Here is a 25,965-nt window from a genome sequence, read left to right as displayed (position 1 = left end):
ACACCGGACATGCCGGTGTTGTTGCCTCCCGAGATCAGTCCTGGCGGCGGTCGAGGGGATTTGAACCCCACGCGCGAACGCGTTTCAACCAGAGAAGTAACCGTCGCCTTCGCACCGGGAGGTGCAGAGAACAAGCGTCCAGAGATCAGAGTCGGCTGAGGTGACAATGTGCTCTACCAACTGAGCTACACCGGTCTCACAACCGGCGACGGGACTCGAACCCGCGACACCACCATTGACATTGGAAGTAACCCCGGCCTGCGCACCTGGACATGCCTGACTCTAATGACCAACCGCCGTGGATTCACTCGGTTTTTATGCCGCCCGGCCCGGACGGCTACGTCAGCTCCAGCAGCCCGGTCCCGGAGTGGAGCAGCGCGAGGACCGCGGCAGTGGTGAGGGCGGCGGTCAGCAGGGCGCCCAGGAGGGTCGCCCGGCGCTGCCGGATCCTGTAGGCCGGCAGGAGCGCGGCCGGGACCGCCAGAACGAGCAGGAACAGGGCGAGTTGTGCCAACGGCCCGATCGCGTAGTGCTCGGCCGCCCCCCAGGGGTGATGCCACGAAGTGGCGTGGCGCGCCCACAAGGGGCCCGCCGCGAGGATCGTTGCCAGCGGCGCCGCGTACAGGGCGTCGCCGAGCCCGCCGGCACCGTGCAGGGTCAGCAGCACCACCAGGCAGACGAGCCCCGCACATACCGCGGTCCACCAGTCGAACTGGGTGCTGTACACGGCGTTGTGCCGGGCGAGCGGTGGTTCCACGGCCCAGCGGGTCGCCACGGCCGCAGCGGCGGCGACGCCGCCCAGGGTGACCGCGTACAGGTTGATCCGCTGCTCCTGTCCGGGCAGTGCGGGCATCTGTCCGGGCAGTGCGGGCATCTGTCCGGGCAGGCTGGGCATCTGTCCGGGGAGGGCGGGCGGACCGATCGCGTGATCGGGGCGCAGAGCCGACCGGAGAGCGAGCAGGGCGACACCGCCGAGACCCAGCGCCGTCGAGGCCGCCGACACCGAGTACAGGCCGCTGAGCTCGATCACGTCGATCACGTGGCTCCACCCCAGCGCCGCGAAGAACAGGGCACCGTCCTGCCCGATCCGCAACGCGCCGACGAACAGCGCGACATTGGCGCCGACAGCGGCCACCCATCCCCACGAAGACCCGTGCGGGCCCCCACGCCGCCACCCCCACAGCCGGGCGAGCGCCACGCTCAATGTCCCCGCACCCAGTGTCAGCAACGGCACCGTGCCCACCAGGCTCCAGCCGAACAACGACCCTCTCGCAGCCGTGCCGGTCCGCTCGAGCTGCACCAGCAGTCCCGCCGCCATGCTGATGCCGAGGACCAGGAGGGCCAGTCGCGGCAGCGGCGCCGCCGCCCGGTCGGCCAGGATGCCGCGCCAGACCGCGACGCCCCAGCCGACGGCCAGCAGCGATCCGGCGACCAGCGCGCCGGTCAGGCGGGCGTACGGAATCAGGGGGGTGCCGGTGAACCCGGTCTCCGCCATGTTCGTCACCGCGTCCATGGCCATGGCGCTGAGCAGTCCGATCACCGCGGCGTCGAGCAGTGAGACGCGCAGCGGCAGATGTGCGCGTCGCAGAACGGCGAGCCGGCTCTCCGTCGCGGGGTGGTTGGCCAGGCCCCGCTGCAGCCATGTCCGGGTTCGCGGTGGCTGCCCGGCCAGCAGCGCCTCCAGTCCCGCGGTGGGCCGTCCTCGTACGGACCGCAGATCGGCCTCGTGTTCCCGTGAGCGCAGTACGAGCTGCGACACCAGGGCGGCGACCGCCAGCAGCAAGCCCGCGCGCAGCGCGTACTCCCAGAGGAAGCCGTGGCTGAACGTGGGGACGAGCGGGTTCCTTCGTGTCTGCAGCCAGACTTGGAGCACGATGCCGGCCGCCGGCACCAGCAGCAACGGCGGAAGGGCCCACCACACCCCGCGGGTCAGCCAGACCAGCGTCACATCGCCCGCGGCGACATGCGCGACCTCGTGCCGCAGGATCGCGTCCGCCTGCGCCGGTGGCAGAGCGCGCACCCCGAGCGGCAGGACGATCCTGATCCGGCCCGGGCGGCCCGCGGTGAAGGGCTGGTTGAGCCACGCCGATCCCCACATCACCTCGGGCACCCGCTTGACCCTCATCTCCGCCGCCACCGACGCCGCGTGCTCCTGCCACTGCGCGGAGGCCACGCTCATCGGTCCCGCCCGGCGCAGCAGCCGCAGCGGCAGCACCCACAGACACGCCACCCCCAGCGCCATCACCACCGACGCCCCCGCCAGCGACACCAGCGCACGACGCTGCTCCGCCGGACCGGTGCAGTTCTGCAGATAGTCGCTGAATTCCGCCGGCGTACCGGCGGTCGGCGCTTCCCCAAGGCAGCGGGACATCGCGGCGCCCCACGAGCTGCCCAGGAGCACGTTGTGCATGATCTGTCCCGCGAAGGCACCGGCAAGCAGCAGCACGGCCACGAGCAGCAGGTACCGCGCCCGGGTCGGCGAGAAGAGCCCTGACATGTGCTCGGGTAACGGGGCTGTCGGCGCCTCGCCGTTGGGAGCCGGCGATCCGGCCCCGGAACCGGGTGGCGGCGCGGGTGCGACAGCGCCGGCCGGGTCCTTCACCGGTCCTCACTCCCCCGCCGGCGCAGCGCCTCGATCACCGAGTCCGCCAGCTGCCCGGCCGCGTCCGCCTCCATGCGCATCCCGACTCCCCAGCCCAGCAACACGGCATGGAGCTGACGCTCCTCATCCGCGCCCAGCCGTTCCGGCTCGCCCTCCGCGTCGGTGGGATCGGCCGGGTCCCGGCGGTGGTTCTCGAGCAGGCGCGCGATCTTCCGGCGGGTGGTGCTCTCGATGAGGTCGATCGCACGGTTCGAAACCCGCTCCCCCACGACCCCCAACAGCATCGACACCACCGGCAGCAGATAGGGAACGGCGGAGACCAGCGCCACGCCCGTGCCCACAGCAGGCTCGAGCTCCCGCGTCCGGCGCACCCGTTGCGGATTCCTACGGAATTCGGCCAGCGTGTTCTCGAACACATCCTGGTCCTCCGCATGCGCCACCGCGAAAACCTCCCGGCCGAAATGCGTGAAGACCTCCCAGCTTCCCAAGCCGTCGGCTCCTTCCACATCGGACGGCACCGGAATGGGATCCGCCAATGCCTTGTTCCGCGCCCACTTGAACATGCGCCACCCCCAACTGGAAGACCGCCATCCCCCGACGGCCACAACGTCACACGACAGACAACGTAGTGACCGGCACGGCCTCAGTGATGACCTTTCAGCAAACCGGGCAGGAATCGAGACACGACCCCGCCAGCCCCGATTGGTGTCAATTTCTCGCATATACAGAAAGGAAATTGTCAGAAGTGCGACCGAAAGCACCACTGGGGGATCGCACGTTCTCGCACCGCGCGCACCGACTCCAACGCGATCCCCGTGTGCGAAAGAGCGGATTCGATCCCGCCGATCCCGCCGAAATGCATCCGCCTCGAAGAGGCGTGCTCCGACCCGCGGGCGGTACAGGCGGCGGACGAGTCGGCCTGTACGCCGGGTTCTGTCTCCCGTGGTCCTTGCGGGCCATGGGGAGGCGGCCATCCATCTGGGACCGGCGTTGCCGCCGGCCTCGTGCGGTCTACCCGCGGACTCGGGCGGGCAGCCCTCAGTCGTCCGCGCAGAGCTGCCTTGCGGCGGCCCATTCTTGACCTTGCTCCAGGTGTGGTTTACCTAGCCGTCCAGGTCACCCTGGACGCTGGTGGTCTCTTACACCACCGTTTCACCCTTACCGGGGGCCTTGCGGCTCCCGGCGGTCTGTTTTCTGTGGCACTGGCACGCGGGTCACCCCGGGTGGGCGTTACCCACCACCTTGCCCTGTGGAGCCCGGACGTTCCTCGGAAGGATCACAAGGATCCCGCCGCGACCGCCCGGCCGGCTCGTCCGCCGTGCCGCCCATCCTAGTCGAAGCGTGCGGAGTGCTAGGCCGGGGCGAAGAGCACCGTTGATGTGGCCGGGTCGGCCTCGGTGAGGCGGACTCGCAGGTGGTGGCCGAGGGGGAGGCGGGGGGCGGACGGTGGGGACTGGATGCGGGCCACGACGGCGGGGTCGTCGAGGTGGATGGTGCCGGTGCCGGGTGCGCGGTCGTCGAGGTCGATGACGAAGGCGTCGAAGACCTCGCCGACGCGGTCCTTGAGGAGGGCGGCCTCGATCAGGTCGACGCATTCGCGTTCCGCGCGGTTGGCGTGCTGCGTGCCCTCGGCCATTTCCTTGGGGAGGCCGGGGAGGGCGGCGCGGACCCAGTCCGGGGGCTGCTCGCCCGCGACGGCGGCCAGGCAGAGTTCGCCGGCGTAGCGGTCGACGAGGCGGCGCAGCGGTGCCGTGCAGTGGGTGTACGGGGCGGCGACGGCGGCATGTTCGGCGTGCTCGGGGGCGGCGCCGTCGAAGACCGTGTAGCCGGCGCCGCGCAGCAGGGAGGTGCACTCCTGCAGGAAGGCGGCGTGGTGGGGGCGCCGGGGGTCGAGGGAGCGGATGACGTCGGCGTACAGGGTGCCGGCCGGCCAGTCGACCTGGAGGGCCTCGGCGACGCGTCCGAGCCGGTCGGCGGCGCTCCGGGGGGCGGCGGGGAGCGTACGGAGGATGCCGGTGCCGGACCGGATCATGAGGTCGGCGGCGGCCATGCCGGTGAGCAGGGAGATCTGGGCGTTCCAGCCGTCGGCGGGCAGCGGGGCGCGGTATTCGAGTACGTAGCCGTCGCCGTCGGGACGCTGCTCGATCTCCTGCTCGGGGACGTTGAGGGAGATGCCACCGCGGTCCCGTTCGAGCCCCTCCCGGAGCAGCCCGATCTCCTTGAGGAGGGCGACGGGTTCCTCCGCGGTGCCGTCGTCGATGGAGCGCTGGACGCCCGCGTAGTCGAGCTTGGCGCGGCTGCGGACCCGGGCCCGGCGGACGTCGGTGGCGGTGACCTGGCCCGTCGCGTCGAGGTCGATCCGCCACAGCAGGGCGGGGCGGTCCTGGCCGGGGAGCAGGCTGGCGGCGCCCTCGCTGAGGATCTGCGGGTGGAGGGGGACGCGCTCGTCGGGGAAGTAGAGGGTCGTGACGCGGCGGTGCGCCTCGGCGTCGAGCGCGCCGCCGGGCGTCACGAAGGCCGCGACGTCGGCGATGGCGTAGTGCACCCGGTATCCCCCGGCCGGGGCCCCGGTGCCGGTCCCCGTCCCACGGGCCAGGTGCATGGCCTGGTCGAGATCCGTGGACGTCGGCGGATCGATCGTGAAGAGCGGGATGCCGGTGGCGTCCAGCTCCGGCATCCGGGGATGGTCGGCTGCCTGCCGGGCCTCGGCGAGCACGGCGGCCGGGAACTCCTCCGGCACCTCGAGCCGGACGCGCAGCGCACGCAGCGCGTCGCGCAGCAGGGTTCCGTCGGCGGCCGGGACGAGCAGGTGGCGGCGGGGCATGAAGTGAGCGTATGACGGGCCGTAGGCTGCTCCCGGTTCGTGTTGGTCCGTCCGAGGGAGAACTGCTGTGCTCGTCCTGCTTCCGCCGTCCGAGGGCAAGGCCACCGTGGGTGCTGGTCCCGCCGTCGACCTGGCGTCGCTCTCGCTCCCCGGGCTGACCGGAACGCGGTCGACGGTGCTGGCGGAGCTGGTGGAGCTGTGCTCGGGCGATGAGGAGAAGGCGGCCGAGGTGCTCGGGCTGAGCCCGGGGCTGCGCGGCGAGGTCGCCAAGGACGCGGGACTGCTCACCGCGCCGACACTGCCGGCCGGGGAGCTGTACACCGGTGTGCTCTACGACGCACTGGGGCTCGCGACGCTCAGCCCTGCCGCCCGCAAGCGTGCGAAGGACTCCCTCCTGGTGTTCTCCGGGCTGTGGGGCGCGGTGCGGATCACCGACCGGATCCCGTCGTACCGCTGCTCGATGGGGGTGAAGCTGCCCGCGCTGGGCGCGCTCGGCGCGTACTGGCGGGAGCCGATGGCCGGCGTCGTTCCGGAGGCGGCCGGCGACGGCCTGGTGCTGGATCTGCGCTCCTCGGCGTACGCGAGCGCGTGGAAGCCGAAGCCGCGCAGCGAGCCGGCGGCGCGCACGGCCACCGTGCGGGTGCTGCAGGTGACGGTCGTCGACGGCGTCGAGAAGCGGTCCGTGGTGAGCCACTTCAACAAGGCAACGAAGGGCCGGCTGGTGCGCGCCCTCCTGGAGTCGGGCGCGAAGCCGAAGACGCCGGCGAAGCTCGCCGCGACGCTGCGGGACCTGGGCTTCGTGATCGAGGAGCAGGCACCGGGGAAGCTCGACGTGCTGGTGACCGAGATCCACTGAGCCCGCGGCGGAACCCCGGCACGGGGCACTTCTATTGCATCCTGTGCAACGCTCGTTGCGCAGGATGCCGGGCCGCAGGCAGGATGACGGGCATGACTTCCGTCCTCGACCTCGCCCCCGTCGTCCCCGTCGTCGTCCTGGAGGACGCCGCCGACGCCGTGCCGCTGGCCCGCGCCCTCGTCGCGGGCGGGCTGCCCGCGATCGAGGTCACCCTGCGGACGGCCGCCGCGCTGGACGCCATCGCCGCCATCGCGCGCGAGGTCCCGGACGCGGTCGTGGGCGCGGGGACGGTGCTGGCGCCCGAGCACGTCGGCGCCGCGGTCGCCGCCGGGGCCCGCTTCCTGGTCAGCCCGGGGTGGACCGACCGGCTGCTGGAGGCGATGCGTGCCTCGGGGCTGCCGTTCCTGCCCGGCGTCTCGACGACGTCGGAAGTGGTCGCGCTGCTGGAACGCGGCATAACGGAGATGAAGTTCTTCCCGGCCGAGGCCGCCGGCGGCACCGCGTATCTGACGTCGCTCGCCTCACCGCTGCCGCTCGCGCGGTTCTGCCCCACCGGCGGAATCGACGCGGCCGCCGCGCCGCGCTATCTGGCGCTCCCCAACGTCGGCTGCGTCGGCGGCACCTGGATGCTGCCCGCCGAGGCGCTCCGCGCCAAGGACTGGGGTCGCGTCGAGGCCCTCGCACGCGAAGCCGCCGCCCTGCGCGGCTGAACCCCGGAGGGCCGGACGCGCCGGACGGCGGCAAGGCAGGGCAGGGCAGGGCAGGGCAGGCAACGTAGGACTCATGGCACCGGCTGCGCACCGGACCGGACCCCGCGGACTACCTCAGGTGCGACGTGTCGTTCAGCAGGCGCAGCGAGGCGTTGCCGTCGGCGTAGTACGCCACCTCCGACACGGACGCCGCCGAGAGCTCCATGCGGAACAGGGACTCGGGCGGCGCGCCCAGCGCGAGCCGGACCAGCGTCTTGACCGGGGTGACATGCGTGACGAGCAGCACCGTCTTCCCGGCGTAGCGCGCGAGGAGCTTGTCGCGGGACAGCGACACGCGGCGGGCGACCGCCGCGAAGCTCTCCCCGCCCGGCGGGGCGGTCTTGGCCGATGCCAGCCAGTCGTCCAGTTCGGCCGGATACCGCTCCCGCACCTCCCCGAAGGTGAGCCCCTCGAAGACCCCGAAGTCGGTCTCGCGCAGGCCCTCGTCGATCCGTACCTCGAGGCCGAGGCGGCTCGCGACGGCTTCCGCGGTCTGCCGGCAGCGGGCCAGCGGTGAGCTGACGATCGCCTGCACGGTGCCCCGGGCCGCGAACGAGATCGCGGCCTGCTGGGCCTGCCGGCGGCCCGTCTCCGACAGGTCGGGGTCGGTGCCGCCGCTGCCCGAGAACCGCTTCTCGGGCGTGAGCGCGGTCTCGCCGTGCCGGAGCAGGACGAAGGTGGTGGGCGTCCCGAGATCGGCGGCGGCCGACCAGCCCACGGTCGGAGCGGTCTCCGGCAGCGCGTCCTGAACCGACCCCTGAGCCGAAGCCCCGGCCGAACCCGAACCAGACCCGTGCGCCGACCCCGGATCCGACCCCTGGGCCGAGATCCCGACGCCGCCGCCCAGCCCGAGTTCGCTGCGCACGATGGGCGCCCCGGGCTCCCACTGCCGGCCCTTCCTGCCCGCGTCCATCGCCTCGTTCGCGAGCCGGTCCGCGTGCCTGTTCTTCTCGCGCGGGATCCACTCGTACGTCACCTGGCCGGCCGGCAGCACGGACTTGGCCTCGGCGGCGAGCGGGCGCATGTCCGGGTGCTTGATCTTCCAGCGCCCCGACATCTGCTCGACGACGAGCTTGGAGTCCATCCGGACCCGGACCGGGGCCTCGGGATCCAGGGCCTTGGCGGCCCGCAGCCCCGCGATCAGACCCCGGTACTCGGCGACGTTGTTCGTGGCGTGGCCGATGTACTCGGCGGCCTCGGCGAGCGTCTCACCGGTGGCCGGGTCGAGGACCACGGCGCCGTAGCCCGCGGGGCCCGGGTTGCCCCGGGACCCGCCGTCGGCCTCGACGACGAAACCACGAGCCATCAGAGGCCGGAGTCCGCGGTGCGGACCAGGATGCGCATGCAGTTCTCGCAGCGGACGACGGTGTCGGCGGGAGCCGCCCGCACCTCGCCCAGTTCGGTGATGTTGAGCTCCAGACGGCAGCCCTCGCAGCGCTTCTGGTAGAGCCGGGCGGCGCCGACGCCACCCTGCTGGGAGCGCAGCTTGTCGTAGAGCTTCAGGAGGTCGGCCGGCACGGCGCCGGCGACGATCTCGCGCTCCTTGACCGCCTTGGAGCCCTCGGCGTCGAGCTCCTTGAGCGCGGCGGACCTGCGGGTCTCGGCCTCAACGGCCTTGGCCTGCACGGACTCCAGCCGGAGGGAGAGCTCCTTGACCCGCTCCTGCATGGTCTCGCGGCGCTCCATGACCTCCAGGACGACGTCCTCGAGGTCGCTCTGCCGCTTGGCGAGCGAGACGATCTCGCGCTGCAGGTTCTCCAGGTCCTTCGGGGAGGCCGCCGCGCCGGAGTCGAGCCGCTGCTGGTCGCGGGCGGCGCGCTGGCGCACCTGGTCCACGTCCTGCTCGGACTTGGTCTGCTCGCGGGCGGTGTCGCTCTCCTCGGTCTGCGCGGCGACAAGCAGGTCGCGCAGCTGGGTGAGGTCGGCGTTCAGACGGTCGAGCTCGGCGTGCTCGGGAAGGTGGTGCCGCTTGTGGTCCAGCTGCTGGATACGCGAGTCGAGCGCCTGGACTTCGAGGAGGCGGATCTGGTCGGCGGGGGCGGCGTTCAGCGGGGGGCTCCTGGGTGAGACTGCGGGCGCGAGGCGCTCGTTGGAAGGATGGCTTCGGGCGACTGGCGGGAAGAGCGGGTGGAAGAGGTGCTGGACAGAGCTTCCGGGGCCGGGGCGTGGGCCGTCCACGGGTCGGTGACCTGGTGCGACACATACGTCCGCAGGGCCCAGCCGTGCCGGTCCGAGATCTCGTCGAGCTGGCCCGCGGCCTGCTCGCACCACGGCCACTCGGTTGCCCAGTGTGCGGCATCGACCAGCGCGGGCCTACCGTCCGAGAGAAGTCCCTGCTGCTGGGCCTCGGAGGCCGGGTGGTGGCGGAGGTCCGCGGTGAGGTAGACGTCGACGCCCGCCGCGCGGACGTCGCCGAAGAGGCCGTCGCCCGAGCCGCCGCAGACCGCGACGGTACGGACCAGCTGCTCCGGGTCCCCGGCCACGCGCAGGCCGGCCGCGGTGCGCGGCAGACCGCGGGCGGCCCGGGCGGCGAATTCGGCCAGCGTGAGTGGGATGTCCAGCTCGCCGATCCGGCCGAGGCCGCGGCGGCCGGACGGATCGGTCGCGTCCGGTACGAGGGGCCCGGTGATCCGCAGCCCGACGGCGCCGGCGAGGGCGTCGGAGACTCCGGGGTCGGCGCGGTCGGCGTTGGTGTGCGCGACGTGCAAGGCCACATCGTTCTTGATCAGCGTGTGCACGACCCGGCCCTTGAAGCCGGTGGCCGCGACCGTCGTCGTACCGCGCAGGTACAGCGGATGGTGGGTGACCAGCAGGTCGGCGCCGATCCGGACGGCCTCGTCGGCGACCTCCTGGACGGGGTCGACGGCGAACAGCACCCGCGTGACCTCCGCGTCGGGATCACCGCAGACCAGGCCCACGGCATCCCACTCCTCGGCCTGGTGAGGGGGCCAGAGGGTTTCGAGCGCGGCGATGACGTCGGACAGTGAGGGCACGGGAGGAAGGTTACCGCCCTCCCCCGCGCCGACCGGAATCGCGGGCGGCCAGGGGACCGGTACCGGACGAGTACCGGACACGTGCCGGACGAGCACCGGACACGCGCCGGGCAGGTACCGGTCAGGTACCGGACGGGCTGCCGGCTCGTCGCGGACGCGGGTAAGGCGAGCCTTTCCTCTTGCTCCGCTGTGCGACGCCCGCCAAGTCCGGAAGATGTGGTTCCGGTCACGGATCACAACGTGCGTCCGATCCTTGGGCAAACGGAAGAACCGCCACCCTTACGTGTGAACTGCACCGACTCGCGCTGATCGTCCGGAAGTGCGAAAACTAGCGTCGTCCTCCGGAGGTGAACCAACACATGACGGCTTGTGCCATCGAAAAGGCCACGGTGTTGCGGGCGGGGTTCACGATCGCGTCCGACGGCTCGTACGCGGCCTGCCTCACCGAGTCGGGTGAAGGGGGCTGGTACCCCGAGCGCTGGACGCTGGCCGGCCCCGAGCCGTACACCGTCCCGCTGCCCGGCAACCAGCCGGAGGAACCCGGCACCGAAGTGCTGCCGCTGCCCGACGGGCGGGTGCTCATCCGCCGCCGCGTCGCCGACCGCTTCGACCTCGCGCTGCTCTACCCGACGGGGCCCGGCACCGGCGAACTGCCGCTCGGTTCCCTCAAGTCCCTGGAGGGCGAGGAGGTACGGCTGCTGCCGCCGGTCGCCGGAGCGGCCTTCGCGCTCGCCCCCACCGAAGGCGCCACCCAGGTGTGGCTGGTCTGCGGCAGCGGCGGCGGCAACCACAGCGGCGGGCCGCAGCTGCTCGCCACCGTGCGGGGCCGCTGCACCGGCGGCGTCTGGCTGGACCGCGCCGGCCGGATGCTCGCCCTCGACCGCGTCGGCCCGGACGGCGGCCGCACCAAGGCCGTCGCCGTCGATCTGCGGCAGGGCGAGGTGACCCCGCTGCTGCAGATCGCCGAGGACAGCAACGACCGGGTCCTGCTCGCCGAGCCCGACAGCGGGCTGCTCATGCTGCGCAGCGACGCACCCGGCACCGACCGGCTCGGCTGGGGCGTGCTGGGCAGCCGGCGTCCGGTGCGCTTCCCGGAGGCGCTGCGGATGGCCGACACGGTCCTCACGCCGTTCGCCGCGCAGTCCGGTCAGATACTGATGCCGGAGGGGGCGGCGGTGGCGCTGCGCGCCGAGGGGCCGGACGGGGCCGCGCCCGTGGTCTGGCGGCCGGGCGAACGGACGGTGACGTGGCTCACCGCTCCCGAGGGCTGGCTCGCGGGCACCGGGCTGTGGTCGGCGCGCGGCTCCCTGCGGCTGCCGTACGCCTGCGAGCGCTGGCCGTTCGGGCTGAGCGAGTACGAGGCGCCGGCCGCGGCTCCCGTGGCGGCCGTCACGGGTGCCGCACGGGCGGCCGTCGAGGGTGCCGCCACGGTCGACGGGCCTGCGGGGGACGAGCCGAGGCCGATGTCCGTGCTCCCCCTCCAGCAGGCCCCGCTCGACCCGGCGCGGGCACGGTAACCCCGATGATCACCGGACACGGTCGCCGACTACACTCGCCGGGGGCTACGGATCCGGACCCCTCGGGCACCGAGGGTGACCAACGGGCGTACCCACAGGCCGGGTTGGGGATATTCGGCCGCTTCAAGCGCAAACCGGCACGCCATTCATCGGGGAGACGTTCCATGTCCGAATCCACGTCCGACTCCGGCGAGAGTCACGACAACGCCGGGGGTCGGCACCGCGGTACCGCTTCGCCGCACGACAGCGACGGCGACCCGCACGGCCGCCACCGGCGCCCCGCGGGAAGCAAGGACTAGGACTGAAGGACCGGCCGGCTGACGGGACCCCTGGGTCTCGTCGGCCGGCCGGCCCAAGCAGCAGGAGTACTCGTGGTCAGGAGTACTCGTGCTCAGGACTACTCGTGCTCAGGGCTACTCGTGCTTGAGGCCCAGCACTTCCGTGGCCGCGAACGTGTGGTTCGGGTCGCGGTCCGCGTAGTACGGGGTCAGCAGGCCGTCGAGTTCGTCGTGGCTGAAGACGTCCTTGGCGGTGTCGAACTTGGCGGCGACGCGGGGGCGGTCGATGACCGCGACCATGCCGCCGTGCACCACGAAGAGCTGGCCGTTGGCGCGCGCGGCCGCCGGTGAGGCGAGGTAGCCGACGAGCGGTGAGACATGCTCGGGGGCGAGCGGGTCGAGACCCTCCTCCACCTCCAGGAAGCCCGCGAAGACGTCCTCCGTCATCCGGGTGCGGGCCCGCGGGCAGATCGCGTTGGCGGTGACTCCGTACTTGCCGAGCGCGAGCGCCGTGGAGGTGGTGAGCCCGACGATGCCGCCCTTGGCGGCGGCGTAGTTGGGCTGCCCGGCCGAGCCGGCGAGGAACGCCTCGGAGGAGGTGTTGACGACCCGGCCGTAGACCGGGCCGCCCGCCGCCTTGGAGCGTTCCCGCCAGTGCACGGCCGCGAAGTGGGTCGTATTGAAGTGGCCCTTGAGATGGACGTGGATCACCGCGTCCCACTCCGCCTCCGACATGGAGAAGATCATCCGGTCGCGGAGGATGCCCGCGTTGTTGACCAGGATGTCGAGCTTTCCGTAGGTGTCGACGGCGAGCTGGACCAGCCCGCGGGCCTCCTCGAAGTCGGCCACGTCGCCGTGGTGGGCGACGGCCTGCCCGCCCGCCGCGACGATCTCGGCCGCGACCTCCTCCGCCGGGGTGGCGGACGCCGCGCCGGAGCCGTCCCGGCCCGGCTGCCCGAAGTCGTTGACGACGACACTCGCGCCGAGCCGTCCCAACTCCAGGGCCTCGGCGCGCCCGAGGCCGCGCCCGGCCCCGGTGACGATCGCGGCCAGACCCGACAGTTGCTGCCCGTGCACAGACATCCTGGTCCTCTCAGCTACATCTACAGCGACAGGTGCGGGTTCGGACGGATCAGATGGTGATGCAGGTGCGCAGCGCCTCGCCGGTCCGCATCTGGTCGATCGCGTCGTTGATCTCCTCCAGCCGCACCCGGTGGGTGATCAGACCCTCCAGGTCGATGCGGCCGGCGCGCCAGAGCTTGATGACGCGCTCGTAGGAGCGCAGCACGTCGCCGCCGCCGTAGAGCGACGGCAGGATGCGCTTCTCGTCGAAGAACAGCTCGAACATGTTGATCTGCAGGTTGTCGTCCATGGCGCCCGCACCGACGATGCACAGGGTGCCGCCGCGGCGGGTGTTCTCGTACGCGGTGCGGGCGGTGGCGGACTTGCCGACGACCTCGAAGACGTAGTCGAAGCCCTCGCCCGCGGTGATGCGGTTCTTGGCGTCGGCGAGCCCGTCGGGGGCGATGCCCTCGGTGGCGCCGAACCGCAGGGCCGCCTCGCGCCGGCTCTCGACCGGGTCGATGGCGACGATCTCGGCGGCGCCGAGCGCCCGCGCGCCCTGGATGACGCTGATGCCGACCCCGCCGCAGCCGATGACGGCGACCGAGGAACCGGCCTCCACCTTGGCGGTGTTGATGGCGGCGCCGATGCCGGTGGTGACGCCGCAGCCGATCAGCGCGGCGATCTCGTACGGCACGTCGTCCGGGATCGGGACGGCGCACAACGCGTCGACGACGACCTCCTCGGCGAAGGTGCCGGTGCCGGCGAAGCCGAAGACATCGCCGCCGGGGCGCTTGTAGTTGGGGGTGCCGGCGTTGAGGAAGCCGGCGATGCACAGCTGGGTCTGGCCGCGCTTGCAGGACGCGCAGGCGCCGCAGGCCGGCAGCCAGCAGACCAGCACGCGGTCGCCCGCCTTGACGTTGGTGACGCCTTCGCCGACCTCGATGATCTCGCCGGCGCCTTCGTGGCCGGGCACGAACGGCGCGGGCTGCGGCAGCACGCCGCTCATCGCCGAGAGGTCGGAGTGACACAGTCCGGTCGCCCGAATGCGGATCCGCACCTTGCCGGGTCCGAATCCCACCGCCTCGATGTCGTCGACGACTTCGAGCTTGTCCTGGCCTATCTCCTGCTGGATTGCTGCGCGCACGGGGCGGCTCCCTTCGCGAGGTGCGGAATGGTGCGGGGTCCTGCGGGTGGTGCGGTGGTGCGCCGGCGGAGTTACGCGTGTTCGACGACCGTGTCCGCGAGGACCGGTGCGTCGTCCCGGTCGGCCGAGGTCGCCGACACCTGGATGCGGCCGTCCTCGCGCCACATCCGCACGCGCAGCGTCTCGCCGGGGAAGAAGATCCCGGCGAAGCGGGTGGAGTAGGCGCGGACCCGCGCCACATCGCCGTCGAGCATCGTGTCGACGACGGCCTTGAGGACGATCCCGTACGAGCACAGACCGTGCAGGATCGGCTTGTCGAAGCCGGCGACCTTGGCGAACTCGGGGTCCGCGTGCAGCGGGTTCCAGTCGCCGGAAAGCCGGTAGAGCAGCGCCTGGTCCTCGCGGGTGGTGATCTCGGCGGTGCGCTCCGGCTCCCGGCCGGGCGCCTCGGTCCGGACGGTGGGGCCGCGGTCGCCGCCGAAGCCGCCCTCGCCGCGGACGAAGATCTGGGTGTCGGCCTCCCACAACGGCCCCTCGTCGTCGGCGACTTCGGAGCGCAGCACGATGACGGCCGCCTTGCCCTTGTCGTACACGGCGGCGATCCGGCTGGTCTGCACGGCCTTCCCGGTGACCGGGATCGGGCGGTGCAGTTCGATGCGCTGGCCGCCGTGCAGCACGGCGGCGAGGTTCACGTCGATCCCGGGCGCGCTGAGCCCGCCCGCGGCGGCGAGGCTGCCGCCCGCGACGGTCACGAAGCTGGGCAGTACCTGCAGTCTGCTCTCCAGCGTGTAGCGCAGCTCGTCGGGATCGGTGGCGGGCCGGCCCGCGCCCACGCCCAGGTGGTAGAGCAGGACGTCCTTGTGGTCCCAGGCGAGGTCGGTGGTGCGGGGCTCGGCCGCGGTGGCCTTCGCGACGTCGATGGGCATGGTCCGGCTGGCTCCTTCGCCGTGGGGACAGGGACAGGCGCTGACCGGCGCGGGCGGGCGCCGGATACGGGCCGGCGGGCGCCGACGGCGGTGCCCGCGTGTCTTGGAGGACCCCGGCGCGACTGTCCGCACCGTCGGCCGCGCCGGGGTCGATCACGGACTGCTAGAACGTGTTCTAGCAGTGGCTCATGTATAACGCATCGCCCTGGGCCTGTGAATAGCTGACGCACCATCAGATCACACCACCGGTGACATTTGTCCCGGCCGACCCCGTACATTCCCCTCTGCCGAGGTCAGGGGCGCTCTCCGTACCGTCGACGGCATGACGACAACCATGGCGAGCGAGCCCGCGGTGCGGTTCTCCGGGGCGGTCAAGGCCTTCGGCGGCGTCCGCGCCGTGGACGGGATCGACCTGGAGATCCGGCGCGGTGAGGCCGTGGCCCTGCTGGGCCGCAACGGGGCCGGGAAATCCACCGCGATCGGCCTGCTGCTGGGGCTGGACGCGCCGGACGCCCGCGAGGTGCGGCTGTTCGGCGGATACGCGGTCCTCTCTTACCGCCGGGGGGCGCGTACCGCATGATGTGGGCTGATCGACGCGGTGCAGGCGGGACGGGGAGTGGAACGGACATGGTCGACATGTGGGGGCGGCGGGCCTTCGGCGGGCGGGGTGACTGCGGTGGGAACGCGCCCCGGGACTTCGGCGAGGAGATCGACCGGATGAAGGGCCCGGACGGCGGGTCGCTCATCCCCTGGCTGCTGATGGCCAGCGGACCCGCCGTCGACGTGGCCACGGGCCAGGTGGCGTTCCCCTGGCTGGCCGGTCCCGGTCTCGCCGCGTTCTGCGTCCTCTACGTCTGCGCCGTCCGCGCCGGTTTCAGCGACCGCTTCAGCGGCGGCCCGGTACCGGTGCGGCTGCTGATCGCCCAGGCCGCCGTCACCCTCGCCCTCACCCTCGGCTACGGGGGCAACTGGCTGCTGCTCTTCCCGCTGCTGTCGCTGGCGTGCGGGGTCAGCGCCCGCGGCCGCCGGCTCGGCATCGTGCTGATCGGACTCAGCGCCTCGGCCGGGATCATCGCGGGGATGGTGCACCACGAGACCTTCTGGAACACCGCCACCCTCTCCTACGGCACCTTCCTGTCCGGCCTGGTCGTCTCGGTGATCCTCACCCTCTTCGACGCCGTCCACATGCTCAAGGCCACCCGCCAGGAGCTGGCGCGCAGCGCGGTGGCGGAGGAGCGGATGCGCTTCTCCCGCGATCTGCACGATCTGCTCGGGCACACGCTCTCCGTCATCGTGGTCAAGTCCGAGGCCGCCCGCCGGCTCGCGCCGCGCGACATGGACGCCGCGCTCACCCAGGTCGCCGACATCGAGGCGGTCGGCCGGCAGGCCCTCACCGAGATCCGCGAGGCCGTCACCGGCTACCGCGAGGGCAGCCTGGCCACCGAGCTGGACCGGGCCCGGTCCGCGCTGTCCGCCTCCGACATCGAGGTCGTCGTGCTGGAATCCGGGCCGCCGCTGCCCCCGCAGGCCGAGGCCCTGCTGGGCTGGGTGGTCCGCGAGGGCGTCACCAACGTCGTACGGCACAGCGGCGCTTCCTCGTGCGAGATCGAGCTGCGCTCCGCCGGCGGAAAAGCCCGCCTGACGATCACCGACAACGGCTCCGGCGTAAGCTCGGCGACGGCTGCCACCACCGCGGCGCACCGCATCGGCACCGGCCTCAAGGGCCTGTCGGAACGGCTCGCCGCGGCCGGCGGCTCCCTGGACTCGGGCCCGGCGCAGCGCCGCGGCTTCCAGGTGACCGCGGAACTGCCCGTCGAGGAGGAAAACGCCGCATGACCGACCCGATCCGGGTACTCCTCGCCGAGGACCAGGGCATGATGCGGGGCGCGCTGGCGCTCCTCCTGGACCTGGAGGACGACATCGAGGTCGTCGCCCAGGTGGCGGCCGGCGACCTGATCGTCGAGGCGGCGCTCGCCGCCCGGCCGGACATCGCGCTGCTCGACATCGAACTCCCCGGCCGCAGCGGCCTCGACGCCGCCGCCGACCTGCGCAAGCAACTGCCGTCCTGCCAGGTGCTGATACTCACCACCTTCGGCCGTCCCGGATATCTGCGCCGCGCGATGGAGGCGGGCGCCGCCGGCTTCCTGGTCAAGGACGGACCGGTCGAGGACCTCGCGGGCGCCATCCGCCGTGTCCTGGCCGGCGAACGCGTCGTCGACCCGGCCCTCGCGGCAGCCGCCCTGAGCGCCGGCCCGAGCCCGCTCACGGCCCGGGAGCAGGATGTGCTCAACGCGGCCGCCGACGGAGCGACCGTCTCCGACATCGCGGGCAAACTCCACCTCTCGGAGTCCACCGTCCGCAACTACCTCTCCTCGGCCATCGGCAAGACCGGCACCCGCAACCGCATGGAGGCCGTCCGCTCGGCCCGCCAGAACGGCTGGCTGTAGCCCCCTCGGTCGGTGTCAGCCGGCGCGGCGGGCACCGGCCGGCAGCAGGACGATCATGAGGGTGCCGACCAGCACCACCCCCGAGGCGACCAGGAACGCCGAGCTGTAACCCGAGGCGAGGGCCTGTTCCGCGGAGTCGCCGGCGGCGGTGCGGGAGCCGGTGTGCGACGCGGCGACGGTCGCGAGGACGGTCAGGCCGAGCGCCCCGCCGAGGGTGCGGGAGGTGTTGAGCAGACCGGAGACCAGGCCCTGGTCGGAGGGGTCGGCGCCGGTGGTGGCCGCGGTCGCGACGGGGGTCAGCAGCAGTCCGCCGCCGAGCGCCATCATGATGCCGGGCGCCAGGATCGTTCCGGCGAACGTGCCGTCGGGCGTCAGCCGGGACTGCCACACCATGCCGCCCGCCAGGAGAACGCCGCCCAGCGCGCCGACCGTTCTGACACCCCACCGGCCCATCAGCCGGGGGGCGAGCTTCGAGCCGAGGATGATCGACAGGGTGTGCGGCAGGAAGCACAGCCCGGCGCGCAACGGGCTGTAGTGCAGCACGTTCTGCATGGAGAGGGTCAGGAAGTACCACATCGCGAACGATCCGGCGCTGGTCACCAGCAGCACGGAGTTGGCGGACGAGACCGAGTGGATCCGGAACAGCCCGAGCGGCATCAGCGGTTCCCGGGTCCGCGCCTGCACCGCGAGGAATCCGGCCAGCACCGCCAGTCCGCCGAGCAGCGGTACGAGCGAGTCAGGAGTGGTCCAGCCGTGCGATTCGGTCTGCGCGATGCCGTACGCGAGGGTGGCCATGCCCGCCGTCACGAGCACCGCGCCGGGCACGTCGAGCCGGCGGACGGTGCCGCCGCGGCTCTCCGGCAGCCACAGCACCGCGGCGATCAGCACGAGAACGCCGATCGGCACGTTCACCAGCAACACCCAGCGCCAGGACAGGTAGTTGGTGAGCAGCCCCCCGATCAGCCCGCCCGAGGCGCCGCCGGCCGCGCCGACCGCGCTCCAGGTGCCGATGGCGCGGGTCCTGGCCGGACCGGGTGGGAAGGCGGCGGTGAGAATCGTGAGGGTGGTCGGTGACAGCAGGGCCGCCCCGACGCCCTGCACCGCGCGGGCCGCGATCAGCAGCCACGGTTCGGTGGCGATCCCGCCCGCCAGGCTCGCCACCGCGAACAGCAGCAGCCCGGCGAGGAAGACCCGCTTTCTGCCGAAGAGATCGGCGGCCCGGCCGCCGAGCAGCAGGAATCCCGCGAACGTCAGCGCGTAGGCGTTGATCACCCATTGCAGACCGGCCTCGTGGAGTCCGAGGCCGGTCCGTATGGACGGCAGCGCGACATTCACCACCGAGACGTCCAGCACGACGAGGAACTGCCCGGCGCAGACGGCCGCGAGCACCGCCCAGGCGGGCGCGGCGGCCCGCTGTCGGCGGCTCGACTGCCATTTCCGTTCAGCCAGTTCACTCATGTCGGCCATGGTCCCCTCCCGGCCGCCCTTCGCGCACCGGGTTTGCGCGGCTCAGGCCCGGGGCGGCTGCCGGTCAGCCGGTCAGCTGGCCCGGGAGAGCCACGCGGTGGCGTTCAGGGCCAGGGCCGCGTTGGTGGCGGTGGAGTCGTTCCAGCCGTCGTAGAGGGTGTTGCCGGACTGGCCGGTGCCGTCGTCGATCGGGGAGCTGTCGCCCCAGACCGCGACCCGGCCGCTGCCGAAGGTACTGGTGGCGAAGAAGGCTCCGGTGGTGCCGGTGGGGCTGTAACCGGTGCGCCAGAGCAGGCCCTTGACGGCGGGGTTGTCGGACGGCTTGAGCGTGAAGGTGGTGCCGCTGGCGATCAGGCTCTTGGTCACCTTGCCGAAGGTTCCGTTGAGCACCGGGTTGGCGCTGTCGTTGATCGCCGCCGGGTGGTCGGAGCTGATGCTGAGCTTGTCGACGGAGAAGCCGAACGGGTCGGTGCTGTCGACGGTGTTGTTGGACATCAGATCGTTGATGATCTTGGGCGAGTCGGCACCGTCGTTGTTGCGGTCGGAACCGTTGTGGTCCGAGATCAGGAAGAGCCCGCCACCGTTCTTCACGAAGGTCATCACCGCGGTCTTCTCCGCCGCGGTGAGCAGGATGTTGGGCTCCGGCAGCACGAAGGTGTCGAAGTTCGCCAGGTCCGTCGCGGCGGACGTCCCGTAGGTGATCCTCCCGCCCGACGGCAGCGTCTTGAGCGAGTAGCCACCGGTCTTCTGGAGCGCCACGCCCCAGGACGAGAGGGCGCCGGTCCAGTCCTTGTCGGTCTTGGGCGCGGAGTTCTGGCCCAGCGGGTCGGGCTGGCTGGTGCCGATGATCCAGTCGGCGTTGCCGGCCGTCTCGGCGTGGGCGTTGTCGAACAGGACGCGGTGGGGGGTGGCCGCGTGGGCGCCGTGCGCGGTCGCCGTCTGGACGGCGGTGCCCGCGACGAGGGCGCCGAGAACGGCGAGAGCGCTGGTGATGCGGCGTCGGGAACTGCTGCGTACAAGCATCCGGCGTACCTCCGTGGGGGGGGTGGGAGAGGTCGTGCGGTCGCCAAGTCTGCGCGCGTAGAACGTCGTGTGGGGAACGACCGGGCAACGCACCATTGAACGGTACATGCCACGATCGCCCCCAACAACGGCCCCACGCGCCCCATCCGCGCATCCGACCGCACCCGCCGACGGCACCCGGAACGGTCAGCCGGCGGGCCGCCGCAGCAGGGTGACGACCGCGGCGCCGCCCAGCCCGATGTTGTGCGCGAGGCCGGCCCGGGCCCCTTCGACCTGCCGCGGTCCCGCCTCGCCCCGCAGCTGCCAGACCAGTTCGGCGGCCTGGGCCAGCCCGGTGGCGCCGAGCGGATGGCCCTTCGAGATCAGACCGCCGGACGGATTGACGACCCAGCGCCCGCCGTACGTGGTGGCCCCGTCGCCGATGAGCTTGCCGGACTCCCCCTCGCCGCACATGCCGAGCGCCTCGTACGTCAGCAACTCGTTGATGGAGAAGCAGTCATGGAGCTCGATGACGTCGACATCCTCGATCCCCAGCCCGGACTCCTCGTAGACCGCGTGCGCCGCCGCCCGCGACATCGGCTTGCCCACCACATCGATGCACGAGCCCGACGAGAAGCTCTCGCCGGTGTCCGTGGTCATCGCCTGGCCGGCGATCTCCACGGCCCGGTCCTCCAGCCCGTGCTCGCGCACGAAGCGCTCCGAGACCACCACCGCGGCGGCCGCGCCGTCCGAGGTCGGCGAGCACTGCAGCTTGGTCAGCGGGGAGTGGATGGTCCTGGCGGCCAGGATCTCCTCGACGGTGTACACGTCCTGGAACTGGGCGTTGGGGTTGTTCGCCGAGTGCCCGTGGTTCTTCGCGCCGACCCCCGCCAGCTGCTCCGCCGTCGTGCCGTAGCGCTCCATGTGCTCCCGCGCGGCGTTGCCGAAGATCTGGGCGGTCGGCGGGGTCATCTCGAAGCCGTGCTTCGCCGCCATCACCCCGTAGTGCCGGGCGACCGGCGAGGTCGCGAAGTCACCGCCGCTGGAACCGGCACCCAGGGCGCCCTTGGTCATCTTCTCGAAGCCGAGCGCCAGCACGCAGTCGTTGAGACCGCCCGCCACGAACTGCCGGGCCATCATCAGCGCGGTGGAACCCGTGGCGCAGTTGTTGTTGACGTTGTAGACCGGCACCCCGCTGAGCCCCAGCTCGTACACCGCCCGCTGGCCCGCCGTGGACGCCTGGTAGCAGTACCCGACCGGTACCTGTTCCACGAGGTCGTACGAAATCCCGGCGTCGGCCAGGGCCGCGGTCCCCGCCTCCTTCGCCATGTCCCAGTACTGCCAGTCACGGGTCTCGGGCTTCTCGAACTTCGTCATGCCGACGCCGACGACGAAGACCTTGCTGGTCATGCGTTCTCCTTCAGTCACGGGTTCAGTCACGGGTTCAGTCACGGGGGAGGCCGAGGATCCGCTCGGCGACGACATTGAGCTGCACCTGCGTGGTACCGCCCGCGATGGTCAGGCAGCGCGCCATCAGGAATCCGTGCAGGGCGCGTTCGTCCGTGACGCCCTCCGGGCCGAGCAGTTCCAGCGCCAGCTCGGCGATGCGCTGCTGGTGCGGGGTCTGGACGAGCTTGCGCACCGAGGCACCGGCGCCCGGCTCCAGGCCCGAGACCTGCTGCAACGTGGTCCGCAGGCCGATGCAGGCCAGCGCGTGCGCCTCGACGAGCAGCCCGCCGGGCCGGTCGCGCACCACCTCGCCCGCCGCGCCGGCCCGCCCGATCAGCGCCTCGAGACCGGTGTCGAAGGCCACCTGGTCCGCCATGTGCACCCGCTCGTTGCCGAGCGTGTTGCGGGCCACCCGCCAGCCGCCGTCCACCTCCCCGACGACCGCGTCGCCGGGCAGCACGACATCGTCGAAGTACACCTCGTTGAACAACGAGTCGCCGGTGATCTCCTTCAGCGGCCGGATGTCGATACCGGGCGTGTTCTTCATGTCCACCACGAAGTACGTCAGGCCCTTGTGCTTGGGCGCCGCCGGATCCGTCCTGGCCAGCAGGATCCCGAAGTCCGACCACTGGGCGGCCGACGTCCACACCTTCTGCCCGTTGACCTTCCACCGGCCGTCCGGCAGCCGCTCCGCCCGGGTCCGCAGCGACGCCAGGTCGGACCCCGCGCCCGGCTCCGAGAACAGCTGGCACCACAGCGCCTCGCCGCGCAGCGTGCGCGGCACATAGCGGTCCCGCTGCTCCTGGCTGCCGTGCGCGATCAGGGACGGCACCACCCAGGTGGCGATCCCCAGATCGCTCACCTTCACCCCGGCCGCCCGCAGCTCCAGCTGCACCGCCAACTGCTGCACGGGCCCGGCGCCCAGCCCGTACGGCGCCGGCAGATACGGCGCCGCGTACCCGGTGGGAGCCAGCGCCTCGCGCGCCGCGGCCGGATCGAGCCCCGCGGCTGCCGCCACCACCGCCCGCGCCCGCTCCCGGTAGGTCTCCGCTTCCTCAGGCAGATCGAGCCGCAGCTCCCGCCGGACCCCCTCCTCCGCCAGCTCCGCCACCCGCAGCCGGTAGGTGTGCCCCGCCCCGAGCAACTGCCGCACGGCGGTGGCCCGCCGCAGATACAGATGCGCGTCGTGCTCCCAGGTGAAGCCGATGCCGCCCAGGATCTGGATGCAGTCCTTGGCGCAGCCGAAGGCCGCCTCGACCGCGGCCGCCGCCGCCATCGCGGCCGTCAGCGGCAGTACGTCACGCGCCGCGTCCCAGGTCAGCGCCCGCGCCTGCTCGACCCGTACGAGCATCTCCGCACACGCGTGCTTCACCGCCTGGAACTGCCCGATGGGCCGCCCGAACTGCTCACGCACCTTCGCGTACTCGGTGGCCGTACGCAGCGCCCAGCCCGCGATCCCGCACGCCTCGGCGGCGAACAGCACCCGGGCCAGATCCTCCACCGACCCGGGCTCGATCCCCAGCACCCGCTCGGGCGGCACCACCACCCGCCGCGCGACCACCTCGGCGGTGCGCCGCGTCGGATCGGCACCGGGTTTCTCCCGCACGTCCAGCGCCGCGGCGTCCACCGCCATCCACACCGCACCGGCCCGCAGGAGGATCAGGCCGGCCTCCGCCCCACCGAGCACCGGCGGAGCGGTGCCGTCCAGTACGTACCCGCCGCCCTCCGACGGCTCGGCCGTCATCGACCCCGCGCCCAGCGCGACCGCCGCGATCCTGCTGCCGTCCGCCAGCCCGGGTAGCAGCGCCTTGCCCTCCGCGGCCCGCGCCAGTACGGCTGCCGCCAGCACGGTGGGCAGGAACGGCCCCGGCAGACAGACCGCCCCGAGCTCCTCCAGCACGACCGCCAGATCCAGCAGCCCGCCGCCGCCCCCGCCGAACTCCTCCGGCAGATGCACCCCCGACAACCCCTGCGCGGCCACCTCCCCCCACCACACGGGCGCCCCCGCGCCCGGGCCCACCTCCAGCGCTGCGCGCACGGCTTCGGGGGGAACAGCGCGCCCCGCCCACCCGCGGGTGGCTGCCGCCAACTCGTGGTGCTCTTCGGTGATTCCGATGCCCATGCGGACGGATACTAGAACGTGTTCCATTCTGACGGAAGGTCAGAAACGGCTTCGCCTCCGGCGAGGTTCAGCCGGAAGCCCACCCGCGGCACACGCCTCCGGCGGGGGGTACAGGTGCACGAGCGCCCGCAGCACCGCTGCGCCTGCGGCGGGCTTTCCCACCCTTCCGCCCTTTCCGCCTTGCCTGCGGGGCACGCCGAGGGGTCGGCAACGAGCAGGCCCGCTGCGCCTGCGGCGCGTTCGCCCCCCGCCCGCCCTTTCCCGCGACCCGCGGGACCTGCGCCGACACCCGGCCGCCGTTGCGCCTGCGGCGAGCCGCGCTGCCTCCGGCGGGGGCCGGTACGTCAGCGCCCGCGGCACCGCTGCGCCTGCGGCGCGTTCGCCCACCCGCCCCGTCCCCCGCCGGGGGTACGCGGCCCGCCGATGGGATGGTCCGGGCAGACACCCCCGCCGCCTGGACGGGAGGGGGACGGGGCCGCAGGGGGAGGGGTCCGAAATGCTGCCGAGCTATTTGTGAGCCGCTGGGGCACCCCCGGCCGAAGGTTGGGGGACCGCAAATATACGATTCCGGAGCCCTCCCCCGGAGGACCCGGCCCCCGTACCCCCCAACCCACCTGGCAGGATGCCCGGACGCGACCGAACACCTACCCGAAGGCGGCAGCTCATGGCCCACCCCGACCCCCGCGTCCAAGCCGCCTTCGAGGCCGCCAAGGGGTTCATGCCGCTCGACGAAGGGCTCGCGCTCCACGACGCCGCCACCGACGCCGCCGCGCGCCTCCCCGGGCTGCCCCTCCTCGAAGTGGGGACGTACTGCGGTCGCTCCACCATCCTGCTCGCCGCCGCGGCCCGAGCGGCCCGCACCGTGGCCGTCACCGTCGACCACCACCGCGGCAGCGAAGAGCAGCAGCCCGGCTGGGAGTACCACGACAAGGACCTCGTCGACCCCGAGGTCGGCCTGATGGACACCCTCCCGACCTTCCGAAGGACCCTGCACGCGGCCGGCTTCGAGGACGACGTCATCGCCATCGCCGGCCGCTCCCCCCGGGTCGCGGCGACCTGGGGCAAGCCCCTCGCCCTGGTCTTCATCGACGGCGGTCACACCGACGAGCACGCCACCGCGGACTACGAGGGCTGGGCCCCGCACGTGGCGCCGGACGGCGTGCTCGTCGTGCACGACGTGTTCCCGGACCCCGCGGACGGCGGCCAGGCGCCGTACCGGGTGTACCGGCGGGCGCTGGACTCCGGAGCGTTCACGGAGGTGTCCGTGACGCGTTCGCTGCGCGTCCTGCGGCGCACCGGCACCGGGATCTGAGACGGAGACGGGGACCCGAAACGGGGATCCGGGACGGCCGCCGCCGGCGGCCGATAGCATCGGAAGCGTGTTCAGCGACGAGTCGAGGATGAGCGGCAGGACCGGCGCCGTGGTCATTTCCGTGGCCGCGTTGGTGCCCACCTGCTTCGCGGGCTGGCTCGTGTACCAGTCGATGCACGGGCCGGGCGGCGACGACGGGGCCCAGCGGGTGCTGCCCCTGCCGTCGACGTCGGCCCTGGCGGACCCGAGCGAGCAGACGGACGGCAAGGCCGGGTCCCCGACGTCGCGGACGTCAGGGACGTCGGGACAACCGTCGTCGACGGATCCGCAGCGGAAGGCGTCCGGTACGTCCCCCACGAAGGGGACGCCCGCCGCCCCGGCCGCCGCACTCCCGCTCAGCGGGAAGACCGTCGTCATCGACCCGGGGCACAACACGAACAACGTCAACCACACCGCGGACATCAACCGGCTCGTCGATATCGGGACGACTCGCAAGGAATGCGATACGACCGGCACGTCCACCAACAGTGGATACGCCGAAGCGTCGTTCAGCCTCGATGTCTCCCGGCGGGTCCGCACCCTGCTCGCCGAGCGCGGGGCGAAGGTGCGGCTGACGCAGGACGGCGACCGGTCGTTCGGACCGTGCATCGACGAGCGGGCGCGGATCGGCAACGAGGCGCACGCGGATGCGGCCGTCTCCGTTCACGGGGACGGCTCGGCGGCGGGGAATCGCGGATTCCATGTGATCACCCCGGCGTCCCTGCACGTGGGGGCCGCCGACACCCGGCCCATCGTGGCGCCGTCCGGTCTGCTCGGTGCGGCACTGAAGTCGCACTTCGCGACCGACACGGGCTCGGCACCCGCGAACTATCTGGCGGACGGCACGGGGCTGATGGCCCGCAGCGATCTGGGCGGGCTCAATCTCTCGACCGTCCCCAAAGTGCTCATCGAGTGCGGCAACATGCGGGACGCGCAGGACGCGGCGAAGTTCACCGATCCGAAGTGGCGGCAGCGTGCGGCGGAGGGCATCGCTGACGGTATTACGGCTTTCCTCCAAGGGAAGAGGTGACCAACCGGTAGCCATTCGGCGCCGATTGCGCACCAGTTGCCGCACCCGGCTCACCGCTTGCGGACCACACCCTTACGATAGGGGGCCACTCCCCGCGCCTCGCCCCTGAACTGGCAGAGAGCGCTGCGCGTACCGGCGACAGC

The 25,965-nt window shown here is 72.4% G+C and carries 21 protein-coding genes, 1 other RNA gene and 1 pseudogene; 9 read left to right on the top strand and 14 right to left on the bottom strand.

Features of this window, described 5'->3' with window-relative positions:
• Nucleotides 1-337: 337 nt before the first annotated feature.
• The 4 genes from G3I60_RS22270 to G3I60_RS22255 form a co-directional block, all read right to left on the bottom strand.
• Entirely contained in the window at nt 338-2,602 is a 2,265-nt protein-coding gene (locus G3I60_RS22270) for a hypothetical protein (RefSeq protein ID WP_203673506.1), read from the bottom strand.
• On the bottom strand, nt 2,599-3,165 hold the full coding sequence (locus G3I60_RS22265; RefSeq protein ID WP_164294695.1) for a hypothetical protein: 567 nt from the start codon (nt 3,163-3,165) through the stop codon (nt 2,599-2,601). Before G3I60_RS22265 ends, G3I60_RS22270 begins: the two co-directional genes overlap by 4 nt.
• 343 nt (nt 3,166-3,508) lie before the next feature.
• Nucleotides 3,509-3,914, bottom strand: an RNA gene (rnpB, locus tag G3I60_RS22260) — RNase P RNA component class A.
• Between the two features lie 39 nt (nt 3,915-3,953).
• Nucleotides 3,954-5,426: an RNB domain-containing ribonuclease gene (locus tag G3I60_RS22255; protein WP_164296741.1), complete on the bottom strand. Its 1,473-nt coding sequence runs from the start codon at nt 5,424-5,426 to the stop codon at nt 3,954-3,956.
• 67 nt (nt 5,427-5,493) lie between these two features.
• Here G3I60_RS22255 and yaaA point away from each other — a divergent pair, with 67 nt between their 5' ends.
• Together yaaA and eda are read left to right on the top strand one after the other, a co-directional pair.
• Nucleotides 5,494-6,282, top strand: a complete 789-nt coding sequence (yaaA, locus tag G3I60_RS22250; RefSeq protein WP_164296739.1) for a peroxide stress protein YaaA — start codon at nt 5,494-5,496, stop codon at nt 6,280-6,282.
• 83 nt (nt 6,283-6,365) lie between these two features.
• A complete protein-coding gene (eda, locus tag G3I60_RS22245) occupies nt 6,366-6,992 on the top strand; it encodes a bifunctional 4-hydroxy-2-oxoglutarate aldolase/2-dehydro-3-deoxy-phosphogluconate aldolase (RefSeq protein ID WP_187144859.1) in 627 nt (208 codons plus the stop codon).
• Nucleotides 6,993-7,101: 109 nt separating this feature from the next.
• On the opposite strand, the gene G3I60_RS22240 is transcribed toward eda, so the two are convergent.
• Genes G3I60_RS22240 through G3I60_RS22230 form a run of 3 tightly spaced genes read right to left on the bottom strand, consistent with a single transcriptional unit; the run spans nt 7,102 to nt 10,024 of the window.
• Nucleotides 7,102-8,337 (bottom strand): bifunctional RNase H/acid phosphatase, encoded by a 1,236-nt coding sequence (locus tag G3I60_RS22240; protein WP_164296737.1) that lies wholly within the window; start codon nt 8,335-8,337, stop codon nt 7,102-7,104.
• Nucleotides 8,337-9,080: a zinc ribbon domain-containing protein gene (locus tag G3I60_RS22235; protein WP_138357857.1), complete on the bottom strand. Its 744-nt coding sequence runs from the start codon at nt 9,078-9,080 to the stop codon at nt 8,337-8,339. The genes G3I60_RS22240 and G3I60_RS22235 overlap by 1 nt, the downstream gene beginning before the upstream one ends.
• Nucleotides 9,077-10,024, bottom strand: coding sequence for a Nif3-like dinuclear metal center hexameric protein (locus G3I60_RS22230; protein WP_138357846.1), 948 nt, complete (start codon nt 10,022-10,024; stop codon nt 9,077-9,079). Before G3I60_RS22230 ends, G3I60_RS22235 begins: the two co-directional genes overlap by 4 nt.
• A gap of 359 nt (nt 10,025-10,383) precedes the next feature.
• Here G3I60_RS22230 and G3I60_RS22225 point away from each other — a divergent pair, with 359 nt between their 5' ends.
• On the top strand, nt 10,384-11,541 hold the full coding sequence (locus G3I60_RS22225; RefSeq protein WP_164296735.1) for a hypothetical protein: 1,158 nt from the start codon (nt 10,384-10,386) through the stop codon (nt 11,539-11,541).
• Nucleotides 11,542-11,705: 164 nt separating this feature from the next.
• Nucleotides 11,706-11,840, top strand: a complete 135-nt coding sequence (locus G3I60_RS46475; RefSeq protein ID WP_269287941.1) for a hypothetical protein — start codon at nt 11,706-11,708, stop codon at nt 11,838-11,840.
• 114 nt (nt 11,841-11,954) lie between these two features.
• On the opposite strand, the gene G3I60_RS22220 is transcribed toward G3I60_RS46475, so the two are convergent.
• The 3 genes from G3I60_RS22220 to G3I60_RS22210 all read right to left on the bottom strand — a co-directional run bounded on the left by G3I60_RS22220 (nt 11,955) and on the right by G3I60_RS22210 (nt 14,954).
• Nucleotides 11,955-12,902, bottom strand: coding sequence for a 3-oxoacyl-ACP reductase (locus G3I60_RS22220; protein WP_138357848.1), 948 nt, complete (start codon nt 12,900-12,902; stop codon nt 11,955-11,957).
• Between the two features lie 49 nt (nt 12,903-12,951).
• Complete coding sequence (locus G3I60_RS22215; protein WP_164296733.1) at nt 12,952-14,028, bottom strand: Zn-dependent alcohol dehydrogenase; 1,077 nt, start codon at nt 14,026-14,028, stop codon at nt 12,952-12,954.
• Between the two features lie 71 nt (nt 14,029-14,099).
• On the bottom strand, nt 14,100-14,954 hold the full coding sequence (locus G3I60_RS22210) for a MaoC/PaaZ C-terminal domain-containing protein (RefSeq protein WP_164607650.1): 855 nt from the start codon (nt 14,952-14,954) through the stop codon (nt 14,100-14,102).
• 334 nt (nt 14,955-15,288) lie between these two features.
• Between G3I60_RS22210 and G3I60_RS22205 the strand changes: the two are divergent.
• The 3 genes and pseudogenes from G3I60_RS22205 to G3I60_RS22195 form a co-directional block, all read left to right on the top strand.
• Nucleotides 15,289-15,492 (top strand): annotated as a pseudogene (locus G3I60_RS22205) (ATP-binding cassette domain-containing protein); the annotation flags it as partial.
• Between the two features lie 179 nt (nt 15,493-15,671).
• Nucleotides 15,672-16,790: a sensor histidine kinase gene (locus G3I60_RS22200; RefSeq protein ID WP_239070117.1), complete on the top strand. Its 1,119-nt coding sequence runs from the start codon at nt 15,672-15,674 to the stop codon at nt 16,788-16,790.
• A complete protein-coding gene (locus G3I60_RS22195; RefSeq protein WP_138357852.1) occupies nt 16,787-17,401 on the top strand; it encodes a response regulator transcription factor in 615 nt (204 codons plus the stop codon). The genes G3I60_RS22200 and G3I60_RS22195 overlap by 4 nt, the downstream gene beginning before the upstream one ends.
• Nucleotides 17,402-17,416: 15 nt before the next feature.
• On the opposite strand, the gene G3I60_RS22190 is transcribed toward G3I60_RS22195, so the two are convergent.
• The 4 genes from G3I60_RS22190 to G3I60_RS22175 form a co-directional block, all read right to left on the bottom strand.
• Complete coding sequence (locus G3I60_RS22190) at nt 17,417-18,859, bottom strand: MFS transporter (RefSeq protein WP_164296751.1); 1,443 nt, start codon at nt 18,857-18,859, stop codon at nt 17,417-17,419.
• An 81-nt stretch (nt 18,860-18,940) separates the two neighbouring features.
• Complete coding sequence (locus tag G3I60_RS22185) at nt 18,941-19,891, bottom strand: hydrolase (protein WP_138357854.1); 951 nt, start codon at nt 19,889-19,891, stop codon at nt 18,941-18,943.
• Nucleotides 19,892-20,077: 186 nt separating this feature from the next.
• Nucleotides 20,078-21,280, bottom strand: a complete 1,203-nt coding sequence (locus G3I60_RS22180; protein WP_164296727.1) for a lipid-transfer protein — start codon at nt 21,278-21,280, stop codon at nt 20,078-20,080.
• A 34-nt stretch (nt 21,281-21,314) separates the two neighbouring features.
• The gene (locus G3I60_RS22175; RefSeq protein WP_164607648.1) at nt 21,315-23,441 is read right to left on the bottom strand and encodes an acyl-CoA dehydrogenase; all 2,127 of its coding nucleotides are present in this window, start codon (nt 23,439-23,441) and stop codon (nt 21,315-21,317) included.
• Between the two features lie 664 nt (nt 23,442-24,105).
• On the opposite strand from G3I60_RS22175, the gene G3I60_RS22170 reads away from it, so the two are divergent.
• Nucleotides 24,106-24,753: a class I SAM-dependent methyltransferase gene (locus tag G3I60_RS22170; RefSeq protein WP_164296722.1), complete on the top strand. Its 648-nt coding sequence runs from the start codon at nt 24,106-24,108 to the stop codon at nt 24,751-24,753.
• Between the two features lie 67 nt (nt 24,754-24,820).
• Nucleotides 24,821-25,822, top strand: coding sequence for an N-acetylmuramoyl-L-alanine amidase (locus G3I60_RS22165; RefSeq protein ID WP_343241708.1), 1,002 nt, complete (start codon nt 24,821-24,823; stop codon nt 25,820-25,822).
• Nucleotides 25,823-25,965 lie beyond the last annotated feature (143 nt).

The sequence above is a fragment of the Streptomyces sp. SID13666 genome (assembly GCF_010548325.1).
GTDB lineage: Bacteria > Actinomycetota > Actinomycetes > Streptomycetales > Streptomycetaceae > Actinacidiphila > Actinacidiphila fildesensis.
Note: the sequence above shows the minus strand (reverse complement) of the source record. Positions and strands in the feature narration are given on the sequence as shown.

What these genes read in the sequence shown, in the direction of transcription:
- G3I60_RS22180 (WP_164296727.1), bottom strand. Translation starts at nt 21,280, where the DNA reads ATGACCAGCAAGGTCTTCGTCGTCGGCGTCGGCATGACGAAGTTCGAG.
- G3I60_RS22265 (WP_164294695.1), bottom strand. Translation starts at nt 3,165, where the DNA reads ATGTTCAAGTGGGCGCGGAACAAGGCATTGGCGGATCCCATTCCGGTG.
- G3I60_RS22195 (WP_138357852.1), top strand. Translation starts at nt 16,787, where the DNA reads ATGACCGACCCGATCCGGGTACTCCTCGCCGAGGACCAGGGCATGATG.
- G3I60_RS22170 (WP_164296722.1), top strand. Translation starts at nt 24,106, where the DNA reads ATGGCCCACCCCGACCCCCGCGTCCAAGCCGCCTTCGAGGCCGCCAAG.
- G3I60_RS22175 (WP_164607648.1), bottom strand. Translation starts at nt 23,441, where the DNA reads ATGGGCATCGGAATCACCGAAGAGCACCACGAGTTGGCGGCAGCCACC.
- G3I60_RS22200 (WP_239070117.1), top strand. Translation starts at nt 15,672, where the DNA reads ATGAAGGGCCCGGACGGCGGGTCGCTCATCCCCTGGCTGCTGATGGCC.
- G3I60_RS22225 (WP_164296735.1), top strand. Translation starts at nt 10,384, where the DNA reads ATGACGGCTTGTGCCATCGAAAAGGCCACGGTGTTGCGGGCGGGGTTC.
- G3I60_RS22255 (WP_164296741.1), bottom strand. Translation starts at nt 5,426, where the DNA reads ATGCCCCGCCGCCACCTGCTCGTCCCGGCCGCCGACGGAACCCTGCTG.
- G3I60_RS46475 (WP_269287941.1), top strand. Translation starts at nt 11,706, where the DNA reads ATGTCCGAATCCACGTCCGACTCCGGCGAGAGTCACGACAACGCCGGG.
- eda (WP_187144859.1), top strand. Translation starts at nt 6,366, where the DNA reads ATGACGGGCATGACTTCCGTCCTCGACCTCGCCCCCGTCGTCCCCGTC.
- G3I60_RS22220 (WP_138357848.1), bottom strand. Translation starts at nt 12,902, where the DNA reads ATGTCTGTGCACGGGCAGCAACTGTCGGGTCTGGCCGCGATCGTCACC.
- G3I60_RS22190 (WP_164296751.1), bottom strand. Translation starts at nt 18,859, where the DNA reads ATGAGTGAACTGGCTGAACGGAAATGGCAGTCGAGCCGCCGACAGCGG.
- G3I60_RS22210 (WP_164607650.1), bottom strand. Translation starts at nt 14,954, where the DNA reads ATGCCCATCGACGTCGCGAAGGCCACCGCGGCCGAGCCCCGCACCACC.
- G3I60_RS22240 (WP_164296737.1), bottom strand. Translation starts at nt 8,337, where the DNA reads ATGGCTCGTGGTTTCGTCGTCGAGGCCGACGGCGGGTCCCGGGGCAAC.
- G3I60_RS22185 (WP_138357854.1), bottom strand. Translation starts at nt 19,891, where the DNA reads ATGCTTGTACGCAGCAGTTCCCGACGCCGCATCACCAGCGCTCTCGCC.